The following is a 12,982-nucleotide window of genomic DNA, read 5'->3' as shown; positions in this document are numbered from 1 at the left end:
CTCACCTCGAACACTGTGCGGGGCAGCTCATCTCGTGGTGCGGGTGGGTTCGCCGGAGGCGCCGCCGGTACTGTCGACCTGGTGAGGAAGTGGTTGCGTCGTAAGTCCGGTCCGGTCAGCCGCTTCGATCGGGCCGTGAGCGCGGCGGTGGCGATGCTGCCCATGTCGGCCGCCGACCGCGGCATGCTGCGGTTGACCAGGTCTGCCGACAACGGGTTGCTGTGGCTGGTCATCGCCGGTGTCCTGGCTACTCGCAAGGGGGCGAGCCGCCGGGCCGCGCTGCGCGGCGTGGTCGCGCTCGGAGGCGCCACGCTCAGCGCCAACACGTTCAAGACGGTCGTGGGGCGGCACCGCCCGGCGCCCGAGCTGCTGCCGCTGGACCGGCGGCTGGTGCGGCGGCCGATCTCCTCGTCCTTCCCGTCAGGGCACAGTGCCTCGGCCGCCGCGTTCGCCACCGCCGTCGCGATGGAGAGCCCGCGCAGCGCGCGCGTGGTGGCCCCGCTGGCGGCGACGGTCGCGTATTCGCGCATCCACACCGGCGTGCACTGGACCTCCGATGTACTGGTCGGCGCGGCGATCGGCAGCGGCATCGCGCTGGCCACCCGGCGCTGGTGGCCGGTGCGGCACTCGGACGAGGCGCAGGCCCGGCCGGTCCGCGAGGCGCCCGTCCTCGTCGACGGCAAAGGCCTTGTGGTGGTGGTGAATCCGGCCTCGGGTACACCCGGCTACGACCCCACCGACGACGTGGCCCGCGCGCTGCCCATGGCGACCGTGCTGCGCACCGAGCCGGGCGTCGACTGCGTCGCGCAGATCGAACGGGTGATCGCCGACAGCGACGACCGGCCCGCCGCGGTGGGCGTCGCGGGCGGTGACGGCACGGTCGCCTCGATCGCGACGGTGGCGCTACGGCACGGGCTGCCGCTGGTGGTCATCCCCACCGGCACCCTGAACCACTTCGCCCGCGACGTCGGCGTGTACGACCTGCGCGAGGTCGTGGACGCCACCGGCGCGGGCGAGGCCGTGTCGGTCGACGTGGCGAGCGTCGAGTACAGCGACACCGGCGAGTCGCACACCCAGTACTGGATCAACACCGCCAGCCTCGGCGCCTACTCGGACCTGGTGCGGTTGCGCGAGAAGTGGCAGGAGCGCTGGGGCAAGTGGCCGGCCTTCGCGGCGGCGCTGGTGGTCACGCTGCGCCGGGCGGAACCGATCCGGGTCGAGCTGAACGGTCGCCGCCGCGAGGTGTGGTTCGTGTTCGTGGGCAACGGTTCCTACGATCCGCCCGGCGCGGTCCCGGCGTTCCGTTCCCGGCTGGATTCCGGCCTGCTCGACGTGCGCTGGCTGCGCGCCGACCTGAAATTCTCCCGCACCCGGGCCGCGGGGGCGCTGCTGCTGGCCGCCATCGGGCACAGCAAGGTCTACGGCGAGCAGATGGTGGCCGCCCTGACCGTGCGCCTCCCGAAACCCCAGGCGCTGGCCACCGACGGCGAGGTGGTCGGGGAGGCGACCCGGCTGCGTTTCACGGTGCCGGGGCAGATCGCGGTCTACCGCCGGGACGAGAACAACCCGCAGTGGGAGGACCGGCCCCGCCCACATCACCGCCAGTAGCGGCTGGTCGTCGCCCGAGGTGACGTGAGCTATCCGTGCGCCCGCGCTCTCGGCAGGGGGCGGAGTTCGATCGACGTGAACTATCCGTGCGCCCGCACCCTCGGCAGGGGGCGGAGTTCGATCGACATGGACTACCCGTGCGCCTGCGCTCTGTGCAGGGCGCGGAGTTCGTCGGCGCGCGGGTCGGCTACCTCGTAGGACTCGGGGGCGTCGAAGATGCGGACGGTGCGGGTGGCGGGGTCGAAGCGGGACCAGCCGGGGTCGCCGTGGGTGGCGAAGCGGACCCAGGCCCGGTGGATCTCGTCGGCCAGGTGCTGGGGCGGATTCGGACCGGTGAGGGTGTGGGCGTGGGGCAGCTGGTCGAAGACGAAGGGGACTTCCATGACGTGGGCGGCGCCGAGGTCGGGAATGCCGGAGCGCCAGGCGAATTCGTAGACATAGGCCGGGTTTCCCGCCGTCGCGGTGCATTCCGCGATGCGCGTGACGTCGTCCCGGAACACCAGATCGGTGATGATCGCCGCGAACACGTCGGCGGCGGAGGCGCCCGGCCGGTTGGCGGCATAACGCTCGGCCACGGCCGCGTCGAGGCCGTAACGGCTCAACACGTACGGCAGGGTGTCGGCGGTGATCCCCGCGGCGATGCCGGTCGGGAAGGTGAAGAAGCGGAACTCCTCGGCGGTCCAGCCCGCGATCAGCGGGACGGTGCGGTCCGGTTGCGCGGCAATGACATCCGTCGGCCGCGCGGTGATCAGGTCACCGTCGATCACCGGGAAGAAGCTCAGGATGCCGAGTCCGTTACGGATGATCGAGGCGCCCCACCGGGCGGGATCGGGACCTGTCATCAGCTCCAGCGCGATCGAATCCTGCGCCGTGCGTATCTGTTCCGGTTCGAGCGCACCGAATTCCGCTGTGGTGGGCCCGATTCCGAGGACGGTCGCCAGATTCTCCATGACCTTGCGCGCGTCGTCTTCCTCGGCGACCGCGGATCCGTTGGCGCTCTGCGCGATCGCCCGCCGGAACAGCCCCCGCGCCCGCGGCGACGCGATCAGGTTCACCACGCTCATGCCGCCCGCCGATTCCCCGAAGACGGTGACATTGCCCGGATCGCCGCCGAAGGCCGCGACATTCTCCTGTACCCACTGCAACGCGAAGATCTGATCGCGCAGCCCCCGGTTCAGGGGGGCGCCCGGCACGGCCGCGAAACCGGAGATGCCGAGCCGGTAGTTGATCGACACCACGACCACACCGTCGCGGGCGAACGCGCTGCCGTCGTAGATCGCGCGCGCGTTCGACCCGCGCACGAACGCGCCGCCGTGAATCCACACCAGCACCGGCAGCCCGGCGCCGCCACTGTCCGGCGTCCACACGTTGACGTTCAGATACTCGTCACCGGGAATGCCGTCGCTACCGATCAGCGCGTGAATCGGCGCCGGATACGGCGACTGTACGCAGGTGGGGCCGTATTCGACGGCATCGCGCACCCCCTGCCACTCCCGCACCGGCCGCGGCACGTCGAAGCGGGCCGGGCCGACCGGCGCGGCCGCGTACGGGATGCCGAGGAAGCTGCTGATCCCGTCCTCGGTGCGGCCCCGAACCTTGCCTCCGGTGACGGACACGATCGTTTCCATATGGACTCCTTCGTCGGCTCATTCTCCCGTATGGACCGCCATACGACAGCCGATCCTGCCCGAACCGCGGGAGCCCCGCGGGGCATTCGCCCGGACTCCGCTCAGCCGCCCACCAGCACCGGGAGTTCGGTCAGTCCGCGGATGAGGGCGCCGTGATGCCACCGGGGAGTGAACGGCCGCGCCAGTTCGAGGTTCGGGAAACGGCCGAGCAGCCGGGTGAACGCCACCTCCGCCTCCAGGCGCGCCAGCGGCGCGCCGACACAGAAGTGGATGCCATGGCCGAAGGCCAAGTGCCCGGCCACATCCGCGGTGATGTCGAGTTGTTCCGGATCGGCGTAGCGAGCCGGGTCGTGGTTGGCGGCGGCCAGCGCGACGTATACCAGCTCGCCCGCGTCGATGCGCACGCCGCCGATCTCCACCGGCTCCTCGGTGTAGCGCACCGTCGCCCAGCCGACCGGGCCGTCGTAGCGCAGGAACTCCTCCACCGCCGCCGGGATACCGGCCGGGTCGGCGCGCAGCGCGTCGAACTGAGATCTGTTGCGCAGCAAGGCGTAGGTGCCGTTGCCGATCAGATTCACCGTCGTCTCGTGACCGGCGACCAGCAGCAGGAACGCCATCGCCACCAGTTCGGACTCGGACAGCCGGTCGCCGTCGTCGCGCACGTGCACCAGGCCCGACAGCAGGTCGTCGCCCGGTTCGCGGCGCTTGTCGGCGATCAGCGCCCGCAGGTACTCCGACATCGCCACCGACGCCACGTTGCGTTCCGCGACGCCGCCCACCGAACCGACCAGCACCCGGGACCAGGACTGGAAATCGGTGCGGTCGTCGTAGGGCACGCCGAGCAGTTCGCAGATCACGACGACCGGAAGCGGATTCGCGAAGGCCGCCAGCAGATCGACCCGGTCGTGGCGGGCCATCCCGTCGAGCAGGCCGGCGGTGATCTCCTCGATGCGCGGGCGCAGCGCCGCCACCCGGCGTGGCGTGAATGCCTTGGTGACCAGCTTGCGCAGCCGGGTGTGGTCCGGCGGATCGCTGTTGAGCATGTGCGAACCCAGTGCCTCGGTGTCGGCGTTCACGACCACCGACGACCGCTGTTGCCGCCGGAAGATCTCGTACATGCCGGTGACGTTCTTGCGCAGCCGCGAGTCGGTGAGCGCGGCCCGGGCCTCGGCGTAGGAGATGATCACCCACCCGGTGAGACCGTCGGCGAGCCGCACCCGGTGGACCGGTCCGCGTTCGCGCCAGCGGGCGTAGTACCGGTGCGGGTCGGTGTGGAAATCGTCGCCCACCTCTTCGATCCGGTTCGAGATCTCGGTTTCGGCCATGCTCGTCCTCGCTGTCTCCCACACGCTCGGTACGGCCGCAACGCTACCGAAATCCCTGCGGATCCGCCGCTTTCGCAGCTCCGGACCGGTACGCCGGCGACCGGGCACACTCGCGGATTCCGGACCTCTCCGGACGGATTCGGCCCGATCCCTCGACGGCGGGCGATCCGGAGACCAAACTGTCGATGTGGCAGGAGAATTCGTGCCGATCCCCGACTGGCGGTCCGGGCGCGACCAGGACTGCGGGATCGCGATCGCCGATATCGACGGCGACGGCGCGGCGGATGTGGTGGTGCTGCGGGTCGACGATCCCGACGGCCAGAATGCCGGGCTGTATCGGATGGGTACCGCCCTGCAACCGGACGGCACCGTAAAGAGCTGGGGGCCTTGGCTTTCCGTACCCGAATGGTGGGGCTGGCAGAACCAGGGCGCGGGCATCGCGCTCGCCGACCTCAGCGGGAACGGGCGGCAGGATCTCGTGGTCTTCCTGGTCGACGATCCGCCCGGCCAGAACCAGGGCTACTTCCGCGTCGGCCGCGATCTCGGGCCCGACGGCACCGTCACGGGCGGCTGGACGCCGTGGCAGCAGGTGCCCGACTGGTACGGCTGGGAGAACCAGGGCGCCGACCTCTGCGTGACCACCGTCGACGGGCAGTCCACGCTGGTGCTGCTCACCGTGGACAATCCGGCGGGCCGCAATTCGGGGCAGTTCCGGCTGGCCCGGGGACTGACCGCGGACGGCACGGTCGCCGAGTGGACACCGTGGGTGGCGGTGCCGGATTGGCAGGGCGCGGAGAACCAGGGCGCCGCGGTCACCGCCGCCGATCTCGATGGCGACGGGCGACCGGAACTGATCGTGCTCACCATCGACCATGCGCAGCAGGGCAACTCCGGGCTGTACACCGTCGGCTGGGGGCTCGACGGCAGCGGGCACTGCGTCGACGGGTGGAGCCGCTGGTCCGCGGTGCCCGACTGGCGATTCACCGAGAACCGAGGCGCCGCAGCAGGCTTGCTCGCCGGAGCGGACGGCCCGGAACTCGTCGTCGCCACCGTCGACCATCGGGAGGGCGGCGACGCCGGATATCTGCGCGTGGTGGCGCTGGAAACCGATCTGGACCGCGCCGCCGACGAAGGGCTGTGGCGCATACTGGATTTCGGCACGGAGATCAATCCCGTGCACGCGGCACTGCTGCACACCGGCGACGTGTTGTTCTTCGCCGGTTCCGGCAACGATCCGGACCGGCTGGACGCGCACGAATTCCGCACCCGGGTGTGGCATTACCCGAATCCTGGACTGGCGGCGCCGGATACGCCCATCGACCTGTTCTGCGCGGGCCACACCCTGCTGCCGGACGGACGGTTGCTTGCCGTGGGCGGCACCGGGCGCTACGACCCGTTCTACGGGATCCCCGACGCGCTCGTCTTCGACCCGCTGTCGCTGGCCTGGAACCGGTTGCCGGACATGGCGTTCGGACGCTGGTACCCGACGCTGGCGAAGCTACCCGACGGCAATGTGGTGACCACGTCGGGGCTGGGCACCGACAATTTCCTGTCCCAGGTACCCGAACTGTTCGATACCGCCACCCAGAGCTGGTCGCAGCTCCCGGTGCCCGGACCGATCCCGATGTACGGGCATCTGGTCCTGCTGGCCGACGGGCGGCTGTTCTACACCGGCGGGCAGATGGGCGGCAACAACGGCATGCGCCCGTCGATCTGGGATCCCGCCACCGGAGCGGTCACCGTGGTGCCCGGCCTGACCGATCCGGAGGCACGCAATCAGTCCAGCAGCGTGCTGCTGCCGCCCGCCCAGCGGCAGCGGGTGCTGATCCTCGGTGGCGGTGGTTACGACATGCATTCCGCAGCAGCGGTTCTGGACGACACCCGGATCGTCGACCTCAGCGTGCCCGAACCGGCGTACGAGCCCGGACCGACGATGCACCACCCCCGGATGCACCTGAGCGCGGTGCTGCTGCCGGACCGGACCGTCCTGGTCGCGGGCGGTTCGGCGATGGAGGAGATGGCCGATATGGCCCCCGCTCACGCGGAACTGCTCGACCCCGACACCGGTGTCTGGACGCCTACCGCGCCGGAACGCGTACCGCGCCTTTACCATTCGGTCGCGCTGCTGACCCCGGACGGCAAGGTGATCACCGCGGGCTCCAATCCGCAGCGCAAGACCGAGGAACTGCGGATCGAGACGTTCTGGCCGCCATATCTTTTCCGAGGTGCGCGGCCGGAACTGCGGCTGTCCGGCGACACCGCGGGTTACGGCTCGATGCTCGCGGCCACCACGTCCGCCGAGTTGCGCGACGCCTGCCTGGTGCACCCCACCTCCTGTACCCACTCCGCGAACAACGATCAGCGGCTGATCGACCTGCCCGTCACGGCCACCGGGCCCGGGAAGGTCTCGCTGACCATGCCGTCGGCGGCCGCACTCGCGCCGCCGGGCTGGTACCTGGTGTTCGTCGTGAGTACCGCGGGTGTGCCGTCGATCGGGCGCTGGGTGCATTTGTCGTAGCCGCCGCGGGGCGGGGCGTTGTAGGGTGACGGCGTGAATTCTCCGGAGGCGTCCAGACGGTAGCCGCTCGGCCGGTGTGCCGGGCGGCGTGGTGAGTGCGTTCCGCCGGTCCTACGACCGGTGATTCGGTATCTCGCGACGCCCGACGACGTCCTTCCCGCCGACGGGCGCAGGCCCGCTTCGGCGATCATCTCGGGTGCCGCACGGGCGGCGCCCTGTCTCCGGAGAGTGGTCTGTTCATGCCCATTGTGGTATTCGTGCTGGCTGTCGCGGTTTTCGCGCAGGGCACATCGGAGTTCATGGTGTCGGGGTTGCTGGCGCCGATCGCGCGCGACCTCGGGGTGTCGCTCGGCGCGGCGGGGCTGCTGACCTCGTTGTTCGCCGCCGGCATGGTGGTGGGAGCGCCGGTCATGGCGGTCGCGGCGGGGCGATTGCCGGTCAGGCATGCGGTGACGGGGTTCCTGGTGCTGTTCTGCGCGGCCCATGTCGTGGGCGCGGTCACGACCGGGTTCGCGCTGTTGCTGGTGACCCGCGTGATCGCCGCCGCCGCCAATGCCGGGTTCCTGGCGATTACGCTGGCGGCGCTGCCGGGGCTCGTCGGTGCGGCGTCGGTCGGGCGCGCCACGTCGGTGGTGGTGTCGGGGGTGACGGTGGCCTGCATCGCGGGAGTTCCCGCGGGGACGTTGCTGGGGCAGGCGTGGGGCTGGCGGTCGGCGTTCTGGGCGGTTGCCGTCGTCAGCGCGGTGGTGCTCGTGCCGGTGTGGGTGTTGCTCGGCCGGGACGTGCGCGGCGAGCGGCAGGCGTCGTCGCTGCGGCGGGAAGGAGCGGCGCTGTGGCGACGGCCGGTCCTGGTGCCCGTGGTCGCGGGGATCCTGGTGAATGCCGCCACCTTCGCCGGTTTCACCTACCTCGGCACGATCATCGCGGGCGTCTCCGGAAGTGACCGGGCGGTCCCGCTCGCGCTGGCCCTGTTCGGCGTCGGGTCCTTCGCCGGTGTCACCCTCACCGGACGATACAGCGACCGGTACCGGCGGCGTATCGTCACCGCAGGAACCGTTGTGCTGACCGGGATTTGGCTGCTGGCCGCGGCGACCGCGCACACCACCCTCGGCGTTCTGGTCATGTCGGCGGTCACGGGCGCGGTCGCCTTCGGCGTGGGTTCGACGCTGATCGCGACGATCGTCCAGACCGCCGCACCCACCGCACCGCGCCTCGCCGGGGCCGCGGCCACCACGGCGTTCAACCTCGGCGCGGTCCTCGGCCCGGTCGCCGCGGGCCTGGCCGTCGACCGCCTCGACCACGCCCAAGCCGCCTGGTGGTGCGCCGCCGCCTGCACAGCCGCAGCGATCATCGTGGTGCCGGCGGTCGAGCGCCGCCGCTCCACCGCCGAACCGACACACGCCGAAATTCGCTGACTGCCAACCGAATTCGAATTCTCGCGGGACATCTCAGGGTGAGGCTCGCTACCTCCTCGGCGGCGGCGTGACGCCCCGGCGCCCGCACGCGTGGGGCCGGGGCAGTTGTCGTTCGCCCCCTTCCATCATCGCACCGCGGGGCCGGAGCCGATCGCCGTCACCGGTTCGTCAGCGGGCCGGTACGCATCGGCGGTGCGCAGCGTGGGAGCCTGGAATCGGGTGTGGACGGGGTCCGCGCCGCGAAGTGCCGGACAGCCGCCGAACCGAGGGAGAGCGCGTATGTCGATCGAGACCGTGGATGCCGTGGTGGTCGGGATGGGGCCGGGTGGCGAGGACGTCGCGACCCGGCTGGCCACCGCGGGGCTGGCCGTCGTCGGCGTCGAGGGACGGCTGGTCGGCGGCGAGTGCCCGTACTACGCGTGCGTGCCCACCAAGATGATGGTGCGCGCGGCGGGTGCGCTCGCCGAGGGACGGCGGATCGGTGCGCTGGCGGGCTCGGCGCAGGTGCGGCCGGACTGGCGGCCCGTGGCCGAGCGCATCCGCGACGAGGCCACCGACAACTGGGACGACACGGCCGCCGTCGAGCGATTCGAGAAGGCGGGTGGCCGGTTCGTGCGCGGGTGGGGCCGCATCACCGCGCCCGGCGAGGTCACCGTCACCACCGCCGATGGGCCCCGGGTGTTTCACGCGAAGCGGGCGATCGTACTGAATCCCGGTACCGCACCGGCGATTCCGTCCCTCGAGGGTTTGGCCGGGACGCCGTACTGGACGAATCGGGAAGCCGTCACCACCACCACCGTGCCCGAGTCGCTGATCGTGCTCGGCGGTGGCCCGGTGGGCATGGAGTTCGCGCAGATCTTCGCGCGCTTCGGTGCGGACGTCGCCATGATCGTGCCGCACCGCGTCCTCCCCAGGGAAGAGCCCGAAGCGGCCGATCTGATCGCGGAAGTCTTTGCCCGGGAGGGCATTACGATCCACACCGGAGCCGAGGCGACCCGGGTGGAACACGACGGCGGCCACTTCACCGTGCGGCTGCGGGACGGAGAGCCGTTGCGGGCCGAGCAGTTGCTGGTCTCCACCGGACGCCGCACCGACCTGGCGGCACTGGGCGTCGGCGCGATCGGCCTGGACGAGTCCGCCCGCGGCATCGAAGTAGACGACCACCTCCGCGCCGCCGACGGCGTCTGGGCCATCGGCGACATCACCGGCCACGGCGCCTTCACCCACATGTCGATGTACCAGGCCCGCATCGCCGCCAACGACATTTTGGGCGACACTTCGGAATCCGCGCGCTACCACGCCGTCCCCCGCGTCACCTTCACCGATCCGGAGGTGGGCGCGGTCGGACTCACCGAGTCCCAGGCCCGCGACGCCGGCCTGCACGTCCGCACCGGCACCACCGACGCCGCCGCCTCGACCCGCGGCTGGATCCACAAGGCGGGCAACGAGGGCCTGATCAAACTGGTCGAAGACGCCGACCGTGGCGTCCTGGTCGGTGCCACCTCGGTAGGCCCGGTCGGCGGCGAAGTACTCAGCGCCCTGTCCGTGGCCGTCCACGCCGAAGTCCCCACCCGAACCCTCCGCCGGATGATCTACGCCTACCCCACCTTCCACCGAGCCATCGAAGCCGCCCTGAACGACTTGGGGTAGCGCCGCCGGGATGTGCGGCTGGCGGCATCGGTGCCCGTTCCGCAACACGTTTCAGGTAAGGTCACCGCGCTGGTAACTGGTGAGCCTCGGGGTCACCGCTGCGCAAGGATTTCTATGAAACGCTCGATTTTCGCGATGTTCGGCATCGCTGCCACCACCGTGCTCGGGACGACCGCCGGGCCCGCGGCTGCCGATCCGGTCGCGGACAAGTCTCGTGCTGTCGGCACCGAGGACGGCTGGGAGCTGACCATCAGCAAGACCGCGGAGGATGTCCAGCGAGTGCCCAATCTCGCCGCGACACCGTTCACCCGCGAAGGGTTCGTCACCTTGTCCGCCACGGCCGAGATCGGCGGCGAGGGCCGGGCCGCGGTGAACTCGGGCACGATGCAGCTCGGCTATCAGATCGGCTGCCAGGCAGACGTGTCGAACGGCCTGACGGCCGGGTTGTCCGCGGCGATCGGCCCGAATGCCACGGTGACCGTCGTTCCGTCCCCGGGCCTCGCCGTCGGGGCGAGTGCGCTGGCGCTGCCGAACATCTCGGCCACCATCAAGCCGGGCACCGTCAGCACCATCACGCTCGGCACGAAAGCGCTGGCCGGGTCGCATGCCTCGATCTCGGTCGATCAGGCACAGATCAAGATCGACGCCTGCGCGGGCGCGGTCAGCCTGCGCTCGTTCGCGATGGTCTCGATATCGACCGACACGGCCGACAATTCGGTCGCCGCCTACGGTGACCCGATATGGCTGTGAACCGGGCATCGGCGCGGCGGCGCTGGGCGGCGACGGTCACGGGCGCCGCCGTGTGGCCGATCATCGCGGCGGCCGGAGTCGCGGCCGAGCCCGTCCTCCCCGCGGGCTCGCCGGGAAACTGCACCGAATCACGTAGTGCGGCAACGACTACCGAATGCGGCGGCGGCGACTCCGACCGCAAGCCGCCTGGCGGGTCCGCGCCACCCCTGCCGCTGCAGATGCTGGCGCCACCGCCCGCCCGCTCCGCGCCCGGTACGAATACGCCCGCCGGCGCACTCGTTCCGCCCGCGCCGGGCCCCGCCGGGGACACACCGATCGTCCCCGCCCGGTAACAGCCGTGCGCGAGTGCGGAACGCGCACCGAATCGGCACAGGTCCGAATACCTCAGCGCGCCCGCTGCACTCGCGACTCGTCCCAGACCGGGGCGGGGCTTTCGTAGACGGTGCCGTCGGCGCCGAAGATCAGGAAGCGGTCGAAGGTGCGGGCGAACCAGCGGTCGTGGGTGACCGTGACGACGGTGCCGTCGAACTCGGTGACGGCCCGCTCCAGGGCGTCGGCGGAGTGCAGGTCGAGGTTGTCGGTGGGCTCGTCGAGCAGCAGCATTGTGACGCCGGACAATTCGAGCAGGAGGATCTGCAGGCGCGCCTGCTGGCCGCCGGAGAGGTCGTCGTAGCGCCCTTCGGCGGCGCGGGCCAGGCCGTAGCGGTCCAGGACGCGGCTCGCCGCCTCGCGGCCCATGCCGTCGCGATGTTCGTTGCCGCGGTGCAGGATATCCAGCAGGGTCTTGCCCGCCAGATCCGGACGCGCGTGGGTTTGCGCGAAATAGCCGGGGCGGACGCGAGCGCCGAGGGTGGCGGTGCCGGTGTGCGGCACCGGCGCGAGGTGCAGGTCCTGGATCGGCAGCTGCGTGGCGTCCGGGTCGGTGCCGCCGACGGCGAGCAGCCGCAGGAAATGTGATTTGCCGGATCCGTTGGCGCCCAACACCGCAACGCGGTCGCCGTACCAGATCTCGGCGTCGAACGGCCGCATCAGACCGGTGAGTTCGAGGCCCGTGCAGACCAGCGCGCGTTTGCCGGTCCGGCCGCCGGGCAGCCGCACCGAGACGTGCTGGCGCAGCGGCACCGCCTCGGGCGGCCCCGCCTCCTCGAACTTCGCCAGCCTGGTCTGAGCGGCGTGGTAGCGGGCGGCCATCCCGTCGTTGAATTTCGCCTTCTCCCGCAGGCGCAGCACCAGGGCCCGCAGCTTGGCGTGCTCCTCGTCCCAGCGCCGGCGCAGTTCGTCGAGCCGGGCGTTGCGGTCCTCGCGCGCCCGGTGATAGCTGTCGAAGCCGCCGCCGTGAATCCAGGCCGTGGCGCCGCTCGCGCCGGGTTCCAGTGTGACGATCCGGGTGGCCGCGTGCGCGATCAGCTCCCGGTCGTGGCTGATGAACAGCACCGATTTGGCCGACTCCGCGATCTTGCGTTCCAGCCACCGCTTGCCGGGCACATCCAGGTAGTTGTCGGGTTCGTCGAGCAGCAGCAGCTGATCCGGGCCCGCGAACAGCGCCTCGAGCACCACGCGCTTCTGCTCGCCGCCGCTGAGCGAGCGCACCGCACGCCACTTCGCGCGGTCGAACGGGACGCCGAGCGCCGCGGTGCTCACGTCGTCCCAGAACGCCTCGAACTCGTAGCCGCCCACATCGGCCCAGTCCGCCAGGGCGTGGGCGTAGGCCAGTTGCACCGGTTCCTCGTCCCGCTCGAGCAGCGCGTCCTCGGCGGCTTCGAGCGCTCGCGCCGCTGCTCGCACGGCCTCGGGCGCGATCGAGACGAGCAGGTCTCGGACCGTCGATTCGTCATCGACCCGGCCGATGAACTGGCGCATCACCCCGAGCGTCCCCGACCGTGTGACGGTCCCGGCGTCGGCGGGCAGGTCCCCCGCGATGATCCCGAACAGCGTCGTCTTCCCCGCGCCGTTCGGGCCGATCAGCGCGGCCTTGACGCCCTCGCCGAGCCGAAAACTCACCCCGTCGAGCAGTTGCCGGCCGTCCGGGAGGAAGTAGTCGATGTCGGCGATATCGATGTGCGCCATGGCGATCAGGCAACCGCACCG

9 protein-coding genes are annotated in these 12,982 nt (G+C 71.0%); 6 read left to right on the top strand and 3 right to left on the bottom strand.

Features of this window, described 5'->3' with window-relative positions; genetic code table 11:
• Nucleotides 1-81 precede the first annotated feature (81 nt).
• A complete protein-coding gene (locus NWFMUON74_RS09085; RefSeq protein WP_232110926.1) occupies nt 82-1,608 on the top strand; it encodes a bifunctional phosphatase PAP2/diacylglycerol kinase family protein in 1,527 nt (508 codons plus the stop codon).
• A gap of 131 nt (nt 1,609-1,739) precedes the next feature.
• Here the strand turns inward: NWFMUON74_RS09085 and NWFMUON74_RS09080 are convergent, their stop codons facing one another.
• Nucleotides 1,740-3,236: a carboxylesterase/lipase family protein gene (locus NWFMUON74_RS09080; RefSeq protein WP_187687386.1), complete on the bottom strand. Its 1,497-nt coding sequence runs from the start codon at nt 3,234-3,236 to the stop codon at nt 1,740-1,742.
• 101 nt (nt 3,237-3,337) lie between these two features.
• A complete protein-coding gene (locus NWFMUON74_RS09075; RefSeq protein ID WP_187687385.1) occupies nt 3,338-4,561 on the bottom strand; it encodes a cytochrome P450 family protein in 1,224 nt (407 codons plus the stop codon).
• A gap of 187 nt (nt 4,562-4,748) precedes the next feature.
• Here NWFMUON74_RS09075 and NWFMUON74_RS09070 point away from each other — a divergent pair, with 187 nt between their 5' ends.
• From NWFMUON74_RS09070 to NWFMUON74_RS09050, 5 genes are all read left to right on the top strand, one after another.
• On the top strand, nt 4,749-7,079 hold the full coding sequence (locus tag NWFMUON74_RS09070) for a galactose oxidase-like domain-containing protein (protein ID WP_187687384.1): 2,331 nt from the start codon (nt 4,749-4,751) through the stop codon (nt 7,077-7,079).
• A 239-nt stretch (nt 7,080-7,318) separates the two neighbouring features.
• Nucleotides 7,319-8,494, top strand: coding sequence for a Cmx/CmrA family chloramphenicol efflux MFS transporter (locus NWFMUON74_RS09065; protein WP_187687383.1), 1,176 nt, complete (start codon nt 7,319-7,321; stop codon nt 8,492-8,494).
• Between the two features lie 279 nt (nt 8,495-8,773).
• On the top strand, nt 8,774-10,144 hold the full coding sequence (locus NWFMUON74_RS09060) for a dihydrolipoyl dehydrogenase family protein (protein ID WP_187687382.1): 1,371 nt from the start codon (nt 8,774-8,776) through the stop codon (nt 10,142-10,144).
• A gap of 114 nt (nt 10,145-10,258) precedes the next feature.
• Nucleotides 10,259-10,894, top strand: coding sequence for an MspA family porin (locus NWFMUON74_RS09055; protein ID WP_232110925.1), 636 nt, complete (start codon nt 10,259-10,261; stop codon nt 10,892-10,894).
• The gene (locus tag NWFMUON74_RS09050) at nt 10,885-11,226 is read left to right on the top strand and encodes a hypothetical protein (RefSeq protein ID WP_187687381.1); all 342 of its coding nucleotides are present in this window, start codon (nt 10,885-10,887) and stop codon (nt 11,224-11,226) included. The genes NWFMUON74_RS09055 and NWFMUON74_RS09050 overlap by 10 nt, the downstream gene beginning before the upstream one ends.
• A gap of 52 nt (nt 11,227-11,278) precedes the next feature.
• Here the strand turns inward: NWFMUON74_RS09050 and NWFMUON74_RS09045 are convergent, their stop codons facing one another.
• Nucleotides 11,279-12,961: an ABC-F family ATP-binding cassette domain-containing protein gene (locus tag NWFMUON74_RS09045; RefSeq protein WP_187687380.1), complete on the bottom strand. Its 1,683-nt coding sequence runs from the start codon at nt 12,959-12,961 to the stop codon at nt 11,279-11,281.
• Nucleotides 12,962-12,982 lie beyond the last annotated feature (21 nt).

The sequence above is a fragment of the Nocardia wallacei genome, from assembly GCF_014466955.1.
Classification (GTDB): domain Bacteria; phylum Actinomycetota; class Actinomycetes; order Mycobacteriales; family Mycobacteriaceae; genus Nocardia; species Nocardia wallacei.
Note: the sequence above shows the minus strand (reverse complement) of the source record. Positions and strands in the feature narration are given on the sequence as shown.

Coding starts and splice junctions, on each gene's coding strand:
- NWFMUON74_RS09065 (WP_187687383.1), top strand. CDS start 7,319: ATGCCCATTGTGGTATTCGTGCTGGCTGTCGCGGTTTTCGCGCAGGGC.
- NWFMUON74_RS09055 (WP_232110925.1), top strand. CDS start 10,259: ATGAAACGCTCGATTTTCGCGATGTTCGGCATCGCTGCCACCACCGTG.
- NWFMUON74_RS09075 (WP_187687385.1), bottom strand. CDS start 4,561: ATGGCCGAAACCGAGATCTCGAACCGGATCGAAGAGGTGGGCGACGAT.
- NWFMUON74_RS09060 (WP_187687382.1), top strand. CDS start 8,774: ATGTCGATCGAGACCGTGGATGCCGTGGTGGTCGGGATGGGGCCGGGT.
- NWFMUON74_RS09080 (WP_187687386.1), bottom strand. CDS start 3,236: ATGGAAACGATCGTGTCCGTCACCGGAGGCAAGGTTCGGGGCCGCACC.
- NWFMUON74_RS09050 (WP_187687381.1), top strand. CDS start 10,885: ATGGCTGTGAACCGGGCATCGGCGCGGCGGCGCTGGGCGGCGACGGTC.
- NWFMUON74_RS09045 (WP_187687380.1), bottom strand. CDS start 12,961: ATGGCGCACATCGATATCGCCGACATCGACTACTTCCTCCCGGACGGC.